Origin of the sequence: Streptomyces sp. NPDC005866 (assembly GCF_040629895.1) — a bacterium.
Classification (GTDB): domain Bacteria; phylum Actinomycetota; class Actinomycetes; order Streptomycetales; family Streptomycetaceae; genus Streptomyces.
In genome coordinates this window covers 157,060-174,283 of the sequence record NZ_JBEXWP010000009.1, presented here as the reverse complement: position 1 = coordinate 174,283, position 17,224 = coordinate 157,060, and the positions used below count along the sequence as shown (strand labels likewise).

The window sequence follows — 17,224 nt, the reverse complement described above, 5'->3', positions numbered from 1 at the left end:
GGGGCTCACAGACACCGTCGTAGTCCAGCTCACTTCTCGAACCGGTACCCCATGCCCGGCTCCGTGATGAAGTGCTTGGGGTGCGAGGGGTCGGCCTCCAGCTTCCGGCGCAGTTGCGCCATGTACACGCGCAGGTAGTTGGTCTCCGTCCCGTACGACGGCCCCCACACCTCCTGCAACAGCTGCTTCTGGCTGACCAGCCGGCCGGTGTTGCGGACCAGCACCTCCAGCAGGTGCCACTCGGTGGGGGTCAGCCGGACATCCTTGCCGGCCCGGTTGACCTTCTTCGCGGCCAGGTCGACGGTGAACCCCTCGGTCTCCACCAGCACGTCGTCCTCGCCGCCCCCGGCGACCGGCTCGGCACGGCGGACGGCGGCCCGCAGCCTGGCCAGCAGCTCATCCATGCCGAAGGGCTTGGTGACGTAGTCGTCGGCGCCCGCGTCGAGCGCCTCGACCTTCTCGTCCGAGGAGTGGCGGGCGGACAGCACCAGGATCGGCACCCGGGTCCAGCCGCGCAGTCCCTTGATCACCTCGACGCCGTCCATGTCGGGCAGGCCGAGGTCGAGGACGACCACGTCGGGGTGGCGGGAGGCGGCCAGTTCGAGGGCGGTACGGCCGTCGGGGGCCGCGTCGACCTCGTACTTGCGCGCCTTGAGGTTGATCACGAGGGCGCGCACGATCTGCGGCTCGTCGTCGACCACGAGCACACGGGTCATGAGGCCTGCCTTTCCGGTTCTGCCACGGCTTCCGCCACGGGTTCCGCTGCTGCGGCGACCGATCCTGCCGCCCGGAGGCTGAGGACCATGGTGAGGCCGCCGCCGGGCGTGTCCTCGGCGTTGAGGGTGCCGCACATCGCCTCGGCGAAGCCCCGGGCGACCGCGAGCCCCAGACCGACCCCGGCACCGCGCGGAGCGTCACCGTAACGCTGGAAGGGCTCGAATATGCGGTCTTTGGCGTCGTCGGGCACGCCGGGCCCGCGGTCCACGATCCGCAGCTCGACGCGGTCCGCGATGGCGCTGGCGGAGGCGAGGACGGGCCGGCCGGCCGGGCTGTACTTGACGGCGTTCTCGACCAGGTTGGCCACCGCCCGCTCCAGGAGTCCGGCGTCGGCCTCGACCATGGGCAGGGTCTCGGGGACGTCCAGCTCCACGCTGTTCTCGGGCACGCCGACCAGCGCCATCGGGACCACCTCATCGAGGTCGATCTCACGGACGATCGGGGTGACGGTGCCGGTCTGCAGGCGGGACATGTCGAGCAGGTTGCCGACGAGGTGGTCGAGCCGGTCGGCACCCTCCTCGATGCCTTCCAGCAGCTCCGCCTGGTCCTCCTCGGACCATGCCACGTCGTCCGAGCGCAGCGACGACACCGCCGCCTTGATCCCGGCGAGCGGGGTGCGCAGATCATGGCTGACGGCGGCCAGCAGGGCCGTACGGATCCGGTTGCCCTCGGCGAGCGCGCGGGCCTGGTCGGCCTCCTCCCGAAGCCGCCTGCGGTCCAGTACGACCGCTGCCTGGGCGGCGAAGGCGGCGAGCACCCGGCGGTCCTCGGCGGGCAGCACCCGGCCGGTCAGCGCGAGGGCCATGTGGTCGCCTATGGGCATGTCGACGTCGGCGTCCTCGGGCCGCTCCAGGGCGGGCCCGAATCCGGCGCGCCCGGCGCAGCACCACGGCTCGACGTCGCCCGCCCGCTCCAGGAGGGCGGCGGACTCCATGCCGAAGGTCTCCCGTACCCGCTCAAGGAGCTCCTCCAGGCTGGTCTCACCGCGCAGCACGTTGCCGGCGAGGAAGGAGAGGATCTCGGACTCGGCGCGCAGCCGGGCGGCCTGGTGGGTGCGGCGGGCGGCGAGGTCCACGACCGAGGCGACGGACAGCGCGACCCCGAAGAAGATCACGATGGCCACGATGTTCTTCGGATCGGCGATGGTCAGCCGGTGCAGGGGCGGGGTGTAGAAGTAGTTCAGCAGCAGGGACCCGAACGCCGCCGAGGCCAGCGCCGGGAAGAGCCCGCCGAGCAGCGCGGCCGCGACCGTGACGGTCAGGAAGAGCAGCATGTCGTTGGCGAGGCCGAGGTCGACGGTGTTCAGCAGCACCGCCATGACGGCCGGGCCGATCAGACCGGCCAGCCAGCCGGCGATGATCCGGCCCCGCCCGAGCCGTGCGCCCCGGGCCACCGGCAGCCCGCGCCCCTTGGCGACCGCCTCGTGGGTGACGATGTGGACGTCCAGGTCGGGTCCCGACTCGCGGGCGACCGTGGCGCCGACGCCGGGCCCGAGGACGTACTGCCAGGCCTTGCGGCGTGAGGAGCCGAGCACGATCTGGGTGGCGTTGACGCCGCGCGAGAAGTCGAGCAGGGCCGCGGGGATGTCCTCGCCGACGACCTGGTGGAAGGTGCCGCCGAGGTCCTCGACCAGGGTGCGCTGGACGGCGAGTTCCTTCGGGGAGGCCGAGGTCAGGCCGTCGCTGCGGGAGATGTACACGGCAAGGACCTCGCCGCCGGCGCCCTTCTCGGCGAGCCGCGCGGCCCGCCGGATCAGCGTCCGCCCCTCGGGACCGCCGGTGAGCCCGACGACGATCCGCTCCCGGGAGCCCCAGATCGCCGAGACCCGGTGCTCGCTGCGGTACTGCTTCAGGTACTCGTCGACCCGGTCGGCCACCCACAGCAGCGCCAGTTCACGCAGGGCGGTGAGGTTGCCGGGCCGGAAGTAGTTGGACAGGGCCGCGTCGACCTTGTCCGGCTGGTAGATGTTGCCGTGCGCCATGCGCCGGCGCAGCGCCTGGGGCGACATGTCGACCAGCTCGATCTGGTCCGCGCGCCGTACCACCTCATCGGGCACGGTCTCGCGCTGGCGCACCCCCGTGATGGACTCGACGACATCGCCGAGGGACTCCAGGTGCTGGATGTTGACGGTCGAGACGACGTCGATCCCGGCCGCCAGCAGTTCCTCGACGTCCTGCCAGCGCTTGGCGTTGCGGGAGCCGGGGACGTTGGTGTGGGCGAGTTCGTCCACCAGGGCGACGGCGGGGGCGCGGTGCAGTACGGCGTCCACGTCCATCTCCGTGAACAGGGCGTCGCGGTACTTCAGCTCCTTGCGCGGGACCTGCTCCAGGCCGTGCAGCATCACCTCGGTGCGCGGCCGTTCGTGGTGCTCGACGAAGGCGACCACACAGTCGGTGCCGCGCTCCACGCGCCGGTGGGCCTCGGAGAGCATGGCGTAGGTCTTGCCCACACCCGGTGCCGCACCGAGATAGATCCGAAGCTTGCCGCGTGCCATGGTCCCATTGTCTTCCGCTTACCGCCGCCTACGCAGCGTCGACCTTACGGCCAACAATCCCGGCCAATGGGGCAGGGGGATCGGCGGCTGGCATCTTTGACAGAACCCTGATGTGCCCCGCGGGCCTCCCTGAGAGGGCCGCGGGGCCTCGGGGCCTCGGGGCTCAGTTGGGGTTGTCACCGTGGGTGAGGGTCTCCCAGGCGACGAAGAGGTTGTTGCTGCCCGCCGGGCGGCTGTTCTGGGTGAGCGTCTGGGTGTTGGTCATGGCGATGCCCAGCCGGTTGTGGAGGGCGTTGTAGCCGACCTCGGTGACGGGTCCGAGGCCGAGGTTGAGGGAGCCGCCGCAGAGCCAGCTGGGGACGGCGGTGCCCAGCTGGTACCTGGACTGGAAGCCGAGCGCCTGCCGCAGCCGTTCGCCGACGTCCGTGCCGTAGAGGTCCTGGCCCTGGATCCGGCTGGTCTCGGCGACGTGCGAGATCGAGGAGATGCCGTAGCCGGTGTGGGTGAAGTCCCGGCAGGTCTCCTGGGTGAGGCCGGTGACGAAGGTGGACTGGCCCTGCCAGTAGGAGACGATCTTGGCGGTGGTGTCCAGGTTCTGGCTGGGCACGGTCTTCGGCACCGACCCGTCGGAGGCCAGGTAGACGTAAGCGGCCGTGCGGGTACGGAACTTGGCCATGGCCGTGTCGTACGACGTCTTGTCCTCCAGGAAGACGGAGATGCCGACGGCGGCCTCCATCATCGACAGCTCCCAGTTGCCGTTGGAGTTGGAGCCCTTGATGACGGTGGGCAGGTAGACGTTGCGCAGCATGGTGGCGAAGCGGGCCTCGTTCGCCCAGGTGCCGGTGTACGTGTACCTGATGATCTCGGCGGCCTTGGGCCAGGAGGAGCCTGCCCAGCCGGTCTGCAGGGGCGCGTTGCTGTTGGTGTGGCCGGTGATGGTGGCCGACCAGGCGTCCATGAGCTGGATGGCCTTCTGGGCGTAGCGGGCGTCCTTGGTGATGTACCAGGCGAGGGCGTCGGTGTAGGCGGCGATCGCGTCCTCGCGCTCGTCGGTGCAGCCGTAGTTGGGGTTCGAGTACGACCCGCACTCGACGGTCGCCCGGGGCTTGGGCGTGCGGTTCAGGTCGGCGTACTTGCTCGCCATCATCTGGTCGTAGGCCGACTTCCAGGGCTGGGCGCCGGCCAGCACCTCGGTGCGGGCGAAGTCCAGCTGGGCCCTGGAGACGGTGACCCCGGGGTGCACGAACGTGCTGGGGGCCGAGTGGGCGGCGGGGGCTGTGAAGGCGCCCAGGAGCAGGGCTCCCACGGCCGCGAGCAGGGGGATGCGACGCACAGCGACTCCGTTCTCGTACGTTCTCGTATGTGAACTTGGAGCGCCTCTGTGAACATAGGCGTTGACCCGAGACCGTAGGTACGGACCAGACTTCCGTCAAGGTGTGAAGTAAGGGGCGACCGTTCACATCGGGAGCGCCGGGCATGTGAAAGGGCCGCACCCCAGGGGGTACGGCCCTTGTCGCTTCCCGTGCTGTCAGCGGACCTCGGTGATCTCCGGTCCGCGCTGGAGCTGGCCCATGCCGCCGGAGAAGCGCGAGCCCTCCTCCTGCTGGACACCCTCGGGGACCATCTGGGCGTCGTTCGGCAGCTTGAGGACGATCGGGTCACGGGGCGCCATCGGGCCCTCGCCGCGGACCACGACGGTGTCCCGGAAGATCTGCTCCAGGAGCCCGGCGGCCTGCGGCTGCACCGCGCCCTGCCCGGAGATCACACCGCGCAGGAACCAGCGCGGACCGTCCACACCGACGAACCGCACCACCTGGAAGCCGCCCGTGCCGTCCGGCAGTTGCACCGGCACCTGGGCACGCAGCTCCCAGCCCAGCGGTCCCTCGACCTCGTCGACGATGCCACCCTGCTGGGTGATGCCGGAGCCGATCTCCTCACGCACCTCACCCCAGATGCCCTCGCGCTTGGGCGCGGCGAAGGCCTGCAACTGCACGGCGCTGTCCTTGAGCACCACCGTCGCCGCGACGATCGCGTCACCGGCGACCTCGACCCGCAACTCCATGCCGTCGACGCCGGGCACGAACAGACCGCCGAGGTCCACCCGGCCCTCGCCCGGATCCCGCACCTCGGTGGCGTCCCACGGCCCGTCGGGCCGGGGCTCCGGCTCCAGGCGTACGCGCTCGCGCCCGCCCTCTTCCTCGTCCGCCTCGGTGTCGACGCTGTCGACGACCTGCTCGGCCTCGCCGGCCGCGTCCTCGGCGGCACCCTTCTTCTTGCGACGTCCGAACACGTCACTGTCCTTCCCGGTCGGATACGACCGAAGCGTATCGATTCCCACCCGTCCGACCGCCCTCGGCGGCCTGACCGCTTGCGCCGCTCACATCGCCCACCGCGGCATGCCCGCCGGTGGACCCGAAGCCCCCTTCGGCCCGCGCCGAGTCGGGGAGCTCCGCCACCTCCTGGAAGCGGACCCTCTCGACCTGCTGGACGACCAGTTGGGCAATCCGGTCGAAGCGCTCGAACCGCACGGACTCGCGCGGGTCGAGATTCACCACGATCACCTTGATCTCCCCACGGTACCCGGCATCAATCGTCCCCGGGGCATTCACGAGGGCCACACCGCACCGGGCGGCGAGCCCCGAACGAGGGTGTACGAAGGCCGCGTACCCATCCGGGAGGGCGATCGACACCCCCGTGGGCAGGACGGCCCGATCCCCGGGCTTCAGCTCGCACGCCTCGGTGGTACGCAGATCGGCCCCCGCGTCACCGGGGTGCTCGTACGCAGGAATCGGTACGCCCTGGTCGACACGGCGGATGAGGACGTCGAGAGGGCTGACGGATGCGGGGTTCACGGGTTCACCTCGAAGGCGCGGGCGCGCCGGATCCGGACCGGGTCGTTCATGGCGGCCCGGATCTCGTCCTCGCGGCCGTTGTCCACGAAGTGCTCGACCGGGACCTCGACGAAGAGGGCGTCGGCGCGGACGGCGACGGGTCCGTCGGGGCCGTCCACTCGCCCGGTGGCGGTCGAGTAGATCTTCCGGCCGGCCACGGCGACGACCTCGGCCGTCAGGTGGAGCATGGTGCCCACGGGCACCGGCCGTACGAAGTCGGTCTCCAGCCGTCCGGTGACGGCGATCTTCCGCAGCAGCCAGTTCAGCGAGCCGAGCGTCTCGTCGAGAGCGGTGGCGAGGACACCGCCGTGCGCGAGGCCCGGGGCGCCCTGGTGGGCGGCCCGCACGGTGAACTCGGCGGTGAGGGAGACCCCCTCGCCGGCCCGTACCTCCAGATGCAGCCCGTGCGACTGCTCGTGGCCGCATCCGAAACACTGTTCGTAGTGGGCGCCGATGAGCTCACCGGGCGCGGGAGCGTCGGGGTGCCGCACCGGTTCGCGGGCACTGGCGGGAGGCTGAAGAGCTGCGGAACTACCACTCACAGCCGCAGACCTTACCCGCGCGTCCAGTGAATCCGGACACCGTGCCAAGCTTGGCTCCATGCAGCTCTCCGCCACCCCCTACGAAGAACGCCTGACGGCCCCCCGGTCGTGGTGGTTCCTCAGCTTCCTGATCGGCGTCTCCTGCGCCCTGGTCCTGTTGCCCTTCGGCACCCTGCCGACGCTGGGCGGCCTGGTGGGCGGCACGGCGGCGGCAGCGGTGGTGGCCAGTTCGTACGGCTCCCCGCGCATCCGGGTGGTGGGCGACTCACTGATCGCGGGCGAGGCGAAGATCCCGGTGTCGGCCCTGGGGGCGTCGGAGATCCTGGACCCGGAGGAGGCGCGCGCCTGGCGCACGTACAAGGCCGACGTCCGCGCCTTCCTCCTGCTGCGCGCCTACATCCCCAGGGCCCTGCGCGTGGAGGTCACGGACCCGGAGGACCCGACGCCGTACCTGTACCTGTCGACACGGGAGCCGGAGGCTCTGGCGGCGGCGATCGAGGCGGCCAAGAAGGCCCAGTAGGCCTCTCCCCCGCGGGTGCGGGCGGCGCAGGTTTCCGCACCTCGAAGCCTGAGCGCCGCCGACCGGCCGTCAGCCCCCGAAGTCCTCCGGCAGCTCCGCGATGGGCAGTGGCTCCGCCGGTTTCTCCAGCGGGGGCAGCTGCGACAGTTCCTCCCACGGCACCTGGATCTTTCTCAGGTCCGCCCGGATCCGCGCCGCGAGCCTCTTGGTGTCCCGGCGGTTCATGACCGCGCCCACGGCGGCGCCCACCATGAACGGCATCAGGTTGGGCAGATCCCGCACCACCCGCTTCGTGATCTGCTGGCGCAGCTCGCGCTTCATCTGCCCGCCGAGGGCGTTGTTGACCGTCGACGGCCTCATCACGTCGATCCCGCGCTCCCCCGACCAGGAGGACAGATACGCGGTGCTGCGGGCCTTCAGGTTCCCCGGCGGCCGCGCGCCGTACACCTCGTGGAGCTCGGCGATCAGCTTCAGCTCGATCGCCGCGACCCCGGTGATCTCCGCGGCCAGCTCGGTGGGCATCGCCGGCGGCACCGGCAGCATCGCCGCCGCGCCGATCCCGGCACCGACCGCCGAGGTCGCGCCCGCCGCGCCCGCCACCAGTTTGTCGGCGAGCTGCTCGGGCCCGAGGCCCGGGAAGTGCCGACGCAGGGTCGCGAGGTCGCGTACGGGGACACGAGGGGCGATCTCGATGATCCGGTCCGCGAGGTGGGCCAGCCCCGCTTTGGCCCGGCTGCCGCCCTTGCGGGCGCCTTCCCGGGCCAGGTCCACGGCCTTGTCACGGATGGCCCCGGCCCGTCGCCGTGCGACGGGCGCGGGCTGGTCCGCCGGCGCCGGGAGGTCACCCCGGTCGGCCGCCGGTTCGAGCGAGGCTCCCGGATCGGATGAGCCTCGCCCGTCGTCACGCGCGTGCGGGCCGTCGGACGGCCCCGAGTCCGCTCCCTTGCGAGAGAAGCGGCGCTTCCGAGGTGGGGTCGAGCCAGTCATGCCCGACCCCTCCTCAGTCGCAGTCGCGGCAGATCGGCTGACCGTTCTTCTCCCGGGCCAGCTGGCTGCGGTGGTGCACCAGGAAGCAGCTCATGCAGGTGAACTCGTCCTGCTGCTTGGGCAGCACCCGGACGGCCAGCTCCTCGTTCGAGAGGTCCGCGCCGGGCAGCTCCAGGCCTTCGGCGGCCTCGAACTCGTCCACGTCCACAGCGGACGTGGACTTGTCGTTCCTCCGAGCCTTCAGCTCTTCAAGGCTGTCCGAGTCGACGTCATCGTCGGTCTTGCGTGGAGTGTCGTAATCGGTTGCCATGTCGCTCTCCCCCTCTGGGTGTCTGCGGTGTCTCCAGCGCACGTAACGCGTGAGAGGCCGGACTTGTGCCCGACCCGAGGCGGAGATTTTGCCTCACATCAAGGTCTGTTACTCAATCGACACCCAACCGGATCCCTCGAGAGTGATCGGGTTGAATGGCGATGGGGACCGTACACGGTCCTCACGAGACACCTCAAAGGCGCCTCACCCTGTACTTCCCGTGATCAAGACCCCTGAAAACAGGGATTTTCCCGGCTTTATTCCCCCAGCCATGATCACTGAGAGTATATGGCCAGAAATACGCGCTTGTGATCGATCACACACGGGGTAGCGCGACACGCCGATAAGAAATTCCGCGCAAAGCGAACATCCCTCGCGTGTGTCGTGATCTTGTAACGGCTTCAGACGGGCAGGGTGACCCTCATGACGAGCCCACCGCCCTCGCGGGGTTGGGCCGCGATGTGGCCGCCGTGCGCCCGGGCCACGGACCGGACGATGGACAGGCCGAGGCCGACGCCCTTGTCGCTGCCGGTGCGCTCGGTACGGAGCCGTCTGAAGGGCTCGAACAGGTTGTCGATCTCATAGGCCGGCACGACCGGGCCGGTGTTCGCGACGGACAGTACCGCCTGGCCGTGCTGGATCTCGGTGTCGACCTCGACCCAGCCGCCCTCCCGTCGCCCGCCACCACCCTTGTTGGGAAGCGCTTCGCGCTGCACCTCCTCATTGGGCACGTTGTAGCGCACCGCGTTCTGCACCAGGTTCAGCGCGATCCGCTCCAGCAGCACGCCGTTGCCCTGCACCACCGCAGGCTTCCGCACGCCCCGGATGGTCACGCCCTTGGCCTCCGCCTCGGCGTGTACCTGGTCGACGGCCTGGGTGGCCACCTCAGCCAGGTCGACCGGTTTGCGCTCGACGATCTGGTTGTCGCTGCGGGCCAGCAGCAGCAGGCCCTCCACGAGCTGCTCGCTGCGTTCGTTGGTGGCCAGCAGGGTCTTGCCGAGCTGCTGCAGTTCCACGGGCGCGTTCGGATCCGAGAGGTGCACCTCCAGGAGCGTGCGGTTGATCGCCAACGGCGTGCGCAGCTCATGGGAGGCGTTGCCGACGAAGCGCTGCTGGGCGGTGAAGGCCCGCTGCAGCCGCTCCAGCATGTCGTCGAAGGTGTCCGCGAGCTCCTTCAGCTCGTCGTCCGGGCCGTCCAGCTCGATCCGGCGGGACAGGTCCGAGCCGGCCACCGCGCGAGCGGTACGGGTGATCCGTCCGAGCGGGGACAGCACCCGGCCGGCCATCGCGTAACCGAACGCGAAGGCGATCACGGCCAGGCCCAGCAGGGCCAGCAGCGAGCGGCTGAGCAGGTCGTCCAGGGCCGCCTGGCGCTGATGGTCCACGCACTGGGCGATCGCGGCGTTGAAGTCCGAGATCTGCAGGCTGGTCGTGCCGGTGATCGCCGGACAGTTGTCGCTGGAGATCTTGATGTCCGAACCGCCGATGATCTTGAACAGCGGCTGGTTGCCGGTGCTGATCGCCTGCGCGGCGAGCAGGTAGATGATCGAGAGCAGCAGGATGCCGGCGATCAGGAACATGCCGCCGTACAGCAGCGTGAGCCGTATGCGGATGGTCGGGCGCAGCCACGGGAAGACCGGCTGTGGTCTCCGGGGGTCCCAGGTGGGCTTGGGGGGCGCCTGCGCAGGTGCGGGAGTGGTGGCCACGGTCATCAGATCCGGTAGCCCGAGCCGGGGACGGTGACGATCACGGCGGGCTCGCCCAGCTTGCGGCGCAGCGTCATCACCGTCACCCGCACGACGTTGGTGAACGGGTCCGTGTTCTCGTCCCAGGCCTTCTCAAGGAGCTGCTCGGCGCTGACCACCGCCCCCTCGCTGCGCATCAGCACCTCCAGGACGGCGAACTCCTTCGGCGCGAGCTGGACCTCCTTGCCGTCGCGGAAGACCTCGCGGCGGTTCGGGTCGAGTTTGATGCCGGCGCGCTCCAGGACGGGGGGCAGCGGCACGCTGGTACGGCGGCCGAGGGCGCGGACGCGCGCGATGAGCTCACTGAACGCGAAGGGCTTGGGGAGGTAGTCGTCGGCGCCGATCTCCAGGCCCTCCACACGGTCGCTGACGTCGCCGGACGCGGTGAGCATCAGCACGCGCGTGGGCATGCCGAGCTCGACGATCTTGCGGCAGACGTCGTCGCCGTGCACGAGGGGGAGGTCGCGGTCGAGGACGACCACGTCGTAGTCGTTGACGCCGATGCGCTCCAGAGCGGCCGCACCGTCGTACACGACGTCGACGGCCATGGCCTCCCGGCGCAGTCCGGTGGCCACCGCATCGGCGAGCAGTTGCTCGTCCTCGACGACGAGTACGCGCACGTCGCTTGTCCTTCCTCTGTCCACCCGCGTAGCGCGCACAGGCGCACGAGGGCAGGGGGCTCCTGGGGTGTGTGACCTCCATCCTGCCCTTTTCGGCCATAAGTCGGCAGTAAGACGGGGACGAGGAGGGCCGGATCGGGGCGGCCGGGCGGGAATGGGAGATTTTCTCTTCCGGTTGAGGTTTCCACGGAGGGGAGCGGGGGGAGGACGGCATGTACACCCCGCGATCACGCTCTGCATGTGCCGCAGCACCATGCGGTACGTACGTCGCCGCTACAGCAGAGTGGACGATGGGGGTGTCCGGCACCGTCGCCGCCCAGCAGGGCAGCGCTGGGCACCCGCGAGAGACGTGATCGCCCCTTCAACGGCACACCCCCGTGCCACCGACCCACGACCCAGGACGAGGGGGCGCAGCATGGACGCATTCACCGCAGGACTTCTGCAGCGCATAAAGGCGACCGAGTCCGACCTCACACGGGCTCGTGACGAGGGCGACGACTTCCTTGTCGAAGTGGAACAGGCCGAGCTCGACGACCTGCGCCGCCTCGCCGCCGAACACGGTGTGGAGGTCGGCGCGACCAGCGTCTGACAGTCCCGCAGCAGCAGCTCACCGGCACGAGAGCGGGGCCCCGGCGAATCCAGCGCCGGGGCCCCGCTCATGTCTGCTCACCACCCACCGCAACGACGTTCGATTTGCCACCCGCCGCAACGGTGCTCAGCCGTCACGGCGTATTCGGCGGTGCCGTGCCCCCGACCCAGGCGTTCGGGCTCAGTCGTGCCAGGCTCCGAAGTCCTCCAGCAGTTGCTGAAGCGGCTCGAAGACGCCCGGAGTGCCCGCGATCGTCAGGTCGCGCGACAGACGTTCTCCGGGGCGGCCGCCGGTCAACGCGCCGGCCTCTCTCGCGATCAGGTCCCCCGCGCCCCAGTCCCAGGCGTTCAGCCCGCGCTCGTAGTACCCGTCCAGCCGGCCGCAGGCCAGGTCGCACAGGTCGATCGCCGCCGAGCCGCTGCGGCGGATGTCGCGGAGCAGCGGGATCAGCCGGGCGGCGACCTCTGCCTGGTGGGTGCGGACCTCCGTCACGTAGTTGAAGCCGGTCGACACCAGCGCCTGCTCCAGCGGCGCTGCAGGACGGCAGGTCAGCCGCAGCTCGCCCTCCCACGCCCCGGTCGCCCAGGCCCCGCCGCCGCGCACCGCGTGGTACGTCTCGCCGCGCATCGGGGCCGCCACGACGCCGGCCACGGTCTCGCCGTCCCGCTCGGCCGCGATGGAGACCGCCCAGGTCGGCAGCCCGTACAGGTAGTTGACCGTGCCGTCGAGGGGGTCGATCACCCAGCGGATCCCGCTGGTGCCCTCCGTCGACGCGCCCTCCTCGCCGAGGAAGCCGTCGTCGGGGCGGCGTGCGGAGATCAGGTCGGTGATCAACTTCTCCGCTGCGATGTCCATCTCGGTCACGACGTCGATCGGGCTGGACTTGGTCCGGGCGACGGCGAGGTCGGCCGGGCGGCCGTCCCGCAGCAGCTCGCCCGCGCGGGCGGCCGCCTCCCGGGCGAGCTCGAGCAGGTCGGTGTGCAGGGCGTCGGTCACGGGGCTCCTCACGCGTACGGGCTGTCGGCGCCGGCGGCGGCCGGACGGGGGGCGCGGGACGGGCAGCAGCCGACCGGGCAGAGGTTGTGGCTCGCGCCCAGCGTGCCCAGCGCGCACGGCGTGGCCTCCCGCCCGCTCGCCACGGCCGCGCGCTCCAGGACCAGGTCGCGGACGGCGGCGGCGAACCGGGGGTCGTCCCCGACGGTCGCGGACCGCCGTACCGGCAGTCCCAGTTCCTCGGCCTTGGCCTTGGCCTCCGTGTCGAGGTCGTAGAGGACCTCCATGTGGTCGGAGACGAAGCCGATGGGGGCCATGACGACGGCCGGGACGCCGGCTTCGTGCAGCGCCTCCAGGTGGTCGCAGATGTCGGGCTCCAGCCAGGGGATGTGCGGGACGCCGGAGCGGGACTGGTAGACGAGCCGCCAGGGGTGGTCGACACCGGTGCGCTCGCGGACCGCGTCGGCGATCAGCTGGGCCACGTCCAGGTGCTCCTCGACGTACGCGCCGCCCTCGCCGTGCGTCTCGACCGGGCCTGAGGTGTCGGCGCTCGCGGTCGGGATGGAGTGGGTGGTGAAGGCGATGTGGGCGCCCGTACGGACGTCCTCGGGCAGGTCGGTGAGGGACTCGAGGACCCCGTCGATCATCGGGTCGAGGAAGCCGGGGTGGTTGAAGTAGTGCCGCAGCTTCTCGATCTTCGGGAGTTCGAGGCCCTCGGCCTCCAGCGCGGCCAGCGAGTCGGCGAGGTTCTCGCGGTACTGGCGGCAGCCCGAGTAGGAGGCGTAGGCGCTGGTGGCGAGCACCAGGATGCGGCGGCGGCCGTCGGCGACCATGTCGCGGAGGGTGTCCGTCAGATACGGCGCCCAGTTGCGGTTGCCCCAGTAGATAGGCAGGTCCAGGCCGTGCTCGGCGAAGTCCTTGCGCAGGGCGTCCAGCAGGGCGCGGTTCTGGTCGTTGATCGGGCTGACCCCGCCGAACAGGAAGTAGTGCTGCCCGACCTCCTTGAGGCGTTCCTTCGGGATACCGCGCCCGCGCGTCACGTTCTCCAGGAACGGGACCACGTCGTCCGGGCCTTCCGGGCCGCCGAAGGAGAGCAGGAGCAGGGCGTCGTAGGGGGTGGCATCGAGCGCGTCTGACATGAGCCGATCCTGCCACCCGGCGCTGACGGGCCGGAAACAGGCGCGTGAAGAGTCGGATTCGGGAGGTTTATCCCCAGTGCCGAGCGGGTGCATCAGGGGGCCCTCACTCGTAAGCTGTATCAACCGCAGTCACGCCTTACCCAGCCGTCGGAGAACCCCCGTGCCCAGCCCCTATCGCGCCCTGTTCGCCGAACCCGGCACCAAGGGCTTCTCGGCCGCGGGCTTCCTCGGCCGGATGCCGCTGTCCATGATGGGCATCGGCGTGGTCACGATGATCTCCCAGCTCACGGGGCGGTACGGCCTCGCGGGCGCGCTCTCGGCCACCATCGCGCTCTCCGCCGCCGCCCTCGGCCCGCAGGTCTCCCGGCTGGTCGACCGGCACGGCCAGCGACGGGTGCTGCGTCCCGCGACGCTGCTCGCGCTGGCCGCGGCGGCCGGACTGCTGTGCGCCGCGCACTACCGGTGGCCCGACTGGGTGCTGTTCGTCTGTGCCGCCGGGATCGGCGCGGTGCCGAGCCTGGGCGCGATGATCCGGGCCCGCTGGGCCGCCCTCTACCGGGGCACCCCCCGGCTGCACACCGCCTACTCGTTCGAGTCCGTCGTCGACGAGGTCTGCTTCATCTTCGGGCCGATCATCTCCATCGGCCTGTCCACGGCCTGGTTCCCGGAGGCGGGGCCGCTGCTCGCCGCCTGCTTCCTGGCCGCCGGCGTCTTCTGGCTGACCGCCCAGCACGCCACCGAGCCCGCCCCGCACCCGCGCGGGCATGACGGCCGCGGTTCGGCGCTGCACGCGCCAGGCCTCCAGGTACTGGTGGCAACCTTCGTGGCCACGGGAGCGATCTTCGGGGCGGTCGACGTGGTCACCGTCGCCTTCGCCGACGAACGCGGCCATAAGGCCGCTGCGAGCGTGGTCCTGGCCCTGTACGCGGCGGGCTCCTGCCTGGCCGGGGTCGTCTTCGGTCTGTTGCGCTTCGCGGGGAAGCCGGAACGCAGATGGCTGCTGGGCATATGTGCGATGGCCGTGAGTATGATCCCCCTCCTACTGGTCGGAAACTTGCCGCTTCTGGCCGTGGCGCTGTTCGTTGCGGGCCTGTCCATCGCACCGACGATGATCACGACGATGTCCCTCATCGAGAAGCACGTACCTCGCGCGAAGCTCACCGAGGGCATGACCTGGGTGAGCACCGGCCTCGCGGTCGGGGTGGCGCTCGGCTCCTCGGTCGCCGGCTGGGTGATCGACGCGGCCGGCGCCCGTGCCGGGTACGGGGTTCCGGCCGTGGCCGGGGCCGTCGCGGTCGTGGTCGGTTTCCTCGGGTACCACCGGCTCAACAGGCCGGTCACGGGTCGGGGAGGCACCGTTGAGCAGTACAGCGAGCGGGAAGAGCGGCACGTGGCGTAACTGGGGAGGGAATGTCACCGTCCGCCCCGCGCGGGAGGTCACACCCGCCTCCACGGAGGAACTGGCGGCGGCCGTACGGCAGGCTGCGGAGGACGGTCTGAAGGTGAAGGCGGTCGGCAGCGGCCACTCCTTCACCACGATCGCCGCGACCGACGGTGTCTCGATCCGCCCTCAACTGTTGACCGGCATCCGCGACATCGACCGTAAAGCCATGACCGTCACGGTCGAGGCCGGCACCCCGCTCAAGAGACTCAATGTGGCCCTGGCCCGCGAGGGTCTGTCGCTGACCAACATGGGCGACATCATGGAGCAGACGGTCTCCGGGGCCACCAGCACCGGCACCCATGGCACCGGCCGCGAGTCCGCCTCACTCGCCGCCCAGATCAAGGCGCTCGAACTGGTCACCGCCGACGGCTCGGTGCTCACCTGCTCCGAGCAGGAGAACCCCAAGCTCTTCGCGGCCGCGCGGATCGGCCTCGGTGCCCTCGGGATCGTCACCGCGATCACCTTCGCCGTCGAACCGGTCTTCCTGCTCACGGCCCGCGAGGAACCGATGCCCTTCGACCGGGTGCTGGCCGAGTTCGACCAGCACTGGGCCGAGAACGAGCACTTCGAGTTCTACTGGTTCCCGCACACCGCGTCCACCAACACCAAGCGCAACAACCGCAGCGCGGGCCCGGCGCAGCCCGTGAAGCCGCTCGCGAGCTGGTTCGAGGACGAGTTCGTCGCCAACGGGCTCTGGCAGATGGCCAACTGGGTCGGCCGCGCGGCGCCCGCGGCCATTCCGGCCATCGCCCAGATCTCCACCCGGGCCTGGTCCACACGGACGTACACCGACATCCCTTACAAGGTCTTCACCTCGACCCGCCGGGTGCGGTTCGTCGAGATGGAGTACGCCGTCCCGCGCGAGGCCCTGCCGGACACGCTGCGGGAGATCAAGGCGATGGTCGAGCGTTCGGACCTCAGGGTCAGCTACCCGGTCGAGGTCCGCACCGCCCCCGCCGACGACATCGCCCTGTCCACCGCCTCCGCCCGGGACAGTGCCTACATCGCCGTGCACATGGTCCGGGGCACGCCGTACCAGGCGTACTTCACGGCCGCCGAACGCATCTTCGTCGCACACGAGGGCCGTCCGCACTGGGGCAAGGTGCACACCCGGGACGCGGACTACTTCGCCGCGGCCTACCCGCGCTTCGGCGAGTTCACGGCGCTGCGGGACCGGCTCGACCCGGACCGGCTGTTCCAGAACGACTACTTGCGGAGGGTTCTGGGGCAGTAGCCGAGGACTCGGTGGGCGTGGGGGCCGTACTCGGCTGCCCGCTCGCGGACTCGCTCGCGGGCGGCGCCGATGTGATGGCCCCGTCGCTCGCGGGCGTCCGTGACGCGTCCGAGGAGGACGACGGCGACGGGGCCGGCGAAGTGGCCGTACCGACATCGGACTTCGGGTCGGGAGAGCCCGACGGGGCCGAGGGGTCCCACGACTTCGAGGACGTGGTGCCGCCGGTGACGGCGCCGCTGACCGTCGTACCGGAGTCGCCGGTGAAGCTGTTGCCGGAGACCAGTTCGTAGGTAGTGATGCCGGCCATGGTCACCGCGAACACCACGGCCGCCACGAACACCGGGCGGCGCCAGGTCTTCACCCGGGCGCGGTAGACGGTGCCCTCGGTGAACTCGCCGGGCGCCGGCGGAGCCTGCTCACGGGGCCGGGTGGTCACCGTGGCGTCGCGGAGCTGTTCTCCCGTGCGCTTGAAGAAGTGCTGGAACACCGTGCCGCCACAGCTGGCGATCACACTGACCACTCCGGCGCCGAGGATCGTGCCGTACACCCCGAAATAGGACGCGAGTTTGGCGGCCACCACCGCGGCCATCGCACTGCCGGCGATCTGGGGCACGCTGAGGTCGATACGCTTCGAACTTCCCTTCACCTCCTCCCCCACACTGGTCTCGTCACCAGAACCGGGCCTTTCACGCATTCCCGAACCTTGCCTACCGTTCCCGCACTTGTTCGATCGACTGCATAAGAAAGGGACGTACGAGCGAAACCATTGGTTCCGTTTCTGTGGATTGCGTGAAATACGCCACGTTCAAGATCGGCTGAAGTGGGCAACCGGTGGACGGAGAACGGTCGTTGCCAGAAGTTGGGCGGCGCGCCAATCCACGCACGTGGCCCGAATGGAGTACTGTTGCGAGCCCTGGGTCCGGTCTCCCGCCAGGGCGT

17 protein-coding genes are annotated in these 17,224 nt (G+C 70.4%); 4 read left to right on the top strand and 13 right to left on the bottom strand.

Annotated features, from left to right (window positions below):
• Positions 1–29: 29 nt before the first annotated feature.
• The 6 genes from ABZ396_RS16045 to ABZ396_RS16020 all read right to left on the bottom strand — a co-directional run bounded on the left by ABZ396_RS16045 (position 30) and on the right by ABZ396_RS16020 (position 6,704).
• Positions 30–716, bottom strand: a complete 687-nt coding sequence (locus ABZ396_RS16045; protein ID WP_358923187.1) for a response regulator — start codon at positions 714–716, stop codon at positions 30–32.
• On the bottom strand, positions 713–3,271 hold the full coding sequence (locus tag ABZ396_RS16040) for a sensor histidine kinase KdpD (protein WP_358923185.1): 2,559 nt from the start codon (positions 3,269–3,271) through the stop codon (positions 713–715). The genes ABZ396_RS16045 and ABZ396_RS16040 overlap by 4 nt, the downstream gene beginning before the upstream one ends.
• Before the next feature lie 163 nt (positions 3,272–3,434).
• Positions 3,435–4,595: an alginate lyase family protein gene (locus ABZ396_RS16035; RefSeq protein WP_358923197.1), complete on the bottom strand. Its 1,161-nt coding sequence runs from the start codon at positions 4,593–4,595 to the stop codon at positions 3,435–3,437.
• A gap of 204 nt (positions 4,596–4,799) precedes the next feature.
• Positions 4,800–5,561, bottom strand: coding sequence for a DUF3710 domain-containing protein (locus ABZ396_RS16030; RefSeq protein ID WP_358923183.1), 762 nt, complete (start codon positions 5,559–5,561; stop codon positions 4,800–4,802).
• 1 nt (position 5,562) lies between these two features.
• The gene (gene dut / locus ABZ396_RS16025) at positions 5,563–6,123 is read right to left on the bottom strand and encodes a dUTP diphosphatase (RefSeq protein ID WP_358923181.1); all 561 of its coding nucleotides are present in this window, start codon (positions 6,121–6,123) and stop codon (positions 5,563–5,565) included.
• Positions 6,120–6,704 carry a PaaI family thioesterase gene (locus ABZ396_RS16020; protein WP_358923179.1) on the bottom strand — a complete coding sequence of 195 codons (585 nt, stop codon included), beginning with the start codon at positions 6,702–6,704 and terminating at the stop codon, positions 6,120–6,122. The genes dut and ABZ396_RS16020 overlap by 4 nt, the downstream gene beginning before the upstream one ends.
• 58 nt (positions 6,705–6,762) lie before the next feature.
• Here ABZ396_RS16020 and ABZ396_RS16015 point away from each other — a divergent pair, with 58 nt between their 5' ends.
• Positions 6,763–7,224, top strand: a complete 462-nt coding sequence (locus tag ABZ396_RS16015) for a DUF3093 domain-containing protein (RefSeq protein ID WP_358923177.1) — start codon at positions 6,763–6,765, stop codon at positions 7,222–7,224.
• 69 nt (positions 7,225–7,293) lie between these two features.
• Here the strand turns inward: ABZ396_RS16015 and ABZ396_RS16010 are convergent, their stop codons facing one another.
• The 4 genes from ABZ396_RS16010 to ABZ396_RS15995 all read right to left on the bottom strand — a co-directional run bounded on the left by ABZ396_RS16010 (position 7,294) and on the right by ABZ396_RS15995 (position 10,886).
• Positions 7,294–8,211: a hypothetical protein gene (locus ABZ396_RS16010; RefSeq protein ID WP_358923175.1), complete on the bottom strand. Its 918-nt coding sequence runs from the start codon at positions 8,209–8,211 to the stop codon at positions 7,294–7,296.
• A gap of 13 nt (positions 8,212–8,224) precedes the next feature.
• Positions 8,225–8,521, bottom strand: coding sequence for a DUF4193 domain-containing protein (locus ABZ396_RS16005; RefSeq protein WP_005481602.1), 297 nt, complete (start codon positions 8,519–8,521; stop codon positions 8,225–8,227).
• A 401-nt stretch (positions 8,522–8,922) separates the two neighbouring features.
• Positions 8,923–10,227, bottom strand: a complete 1,305-nt coding sequence (locus tag ABZ396_RS16000) for a HAMP domain-containing sensor histidine kinase (RefSeq protein ID WP_358923173.1) — start codon at positions 10,225–10,227, stop codon at positions 8,923–8,925.
• A 5-nt stretch (positions 10,228–10,232) separates the two neighbouring features.
• The gene (locus tag ABZ396_RS15995; protein WP_196943825.1) at positions 10,233–10,886 is read right to left on the bottom strand and encodes a response regulator transcription factor; all 654 of its coding nucleotides are present in this window, start codon (positions 10,884–10,886) and stop codon (positions 10,233–10,235) included.
• A gap of 415 nt (positions 10,887–11,301) precedes the next feature.
• Here ABZ396_RS15995 and ABZ396_RS15990 point away from each other — a divergent pair, with 415 nt between their 5' ends.
• Positions 11,302–11,475, top strand: coding sequence for a hypothetical protein (locus ABZ396_RS15990; RefSeq protein WP_181802767.1), 174 nt, complete (start codon positions 11,302–11,304; stop codon positions 11,473–11,475).
• A gap of 180 nt (positions 11,476–11,655) precedes the next feature.
• Here the strand turns inward: ABZ396_RS15990 and ABZ396_RS15985 are convergent, their stop codons facing one another.
• Together ABZ396_RS15985 and ABZ396_RS15980 are read right to left on the bottom strand one after the other, a co-directional pair.
• Positions 11,656–12,471 carry an inositol monophosphatase family protein gene (locus ABZ396_RS15985; protein ID WP_358923171.1) on the bottom strand — a complete coding sequence of 272 codons (816 nt, stop codon included), beginning with the start codon at positions 12,469–12,471 and terminating at the stop codon, positions 11,656–11,658.
• 8 nt (positions 12,472–12,479) lie between these two features.
• Positions 12,480–13,607 carry a ferrochelatase gene (locus ABZ396_RS15980; protein ID WP_358923169.1) on the bottom strand — a complete coding sequence of 376 codons (1,128 nt, stop codon included), beginning with the start codon at positions 13,605–13,607 and terminating at the stop codon, positions 12,480–12,482.
• A 160-nt stretch (positions 13,608–13,767) separates the two neighbouring features.
• Here ABZ396_RS15980 and ABZ396_RS15975 point away from each other — a divergent pair, with 160 nt between their 5' ends.
• Together ABZ396_RS15975 and ABZ396_RS15970 are read left to right on the top strand one after the other, a co-directional pair.
• Positions 13,768–15,006 (top strand): MFS transporter, encoded by a 1,239-nt coding sequence (locus ABZ396_RS15975; protein ID WP_358923168.1) that lies wholly within the window; start codon positions 13,768–13,770, stop codon positions 15,004–15,006.
• Positions 14,966–16,285, top strand: a complete 1,320-nt coding sequence (locus ABZ396_RS15970) for a D-arabinono-1,4-lactone oxidase (RefSeq protein ID WP_358923166.1) — start codon at positions 14,966–14,968, stop codon at positions 16,283–16,285. The genes ABZ396_RS15975 and ABZ396_RS15970 overlap by 41 nt, the downstream gene beginning before the upstream one ends.
• On the opposite strand, the gene ABZ396_RS15965 is transcribed toward ABZ396_RS15970, so the two are convergent.
• Complete coding sequence (locus ABZ396_RS15965) at positions 16,209–16,979, bottom strand: hypothetical protein (RefSeq protein ID WP_358923164.1); 771 nt, start codon at positions 16,977–16,979, stop codon at positions 16,209–16,211. The two genes, ABZ396_RS15970 and ABZ396_RS15965, sit on opposite strands and share 77 nt — an antisense overlap.
• Positions 16,980–17,224 lie beyond the last annotated feature (245 nt).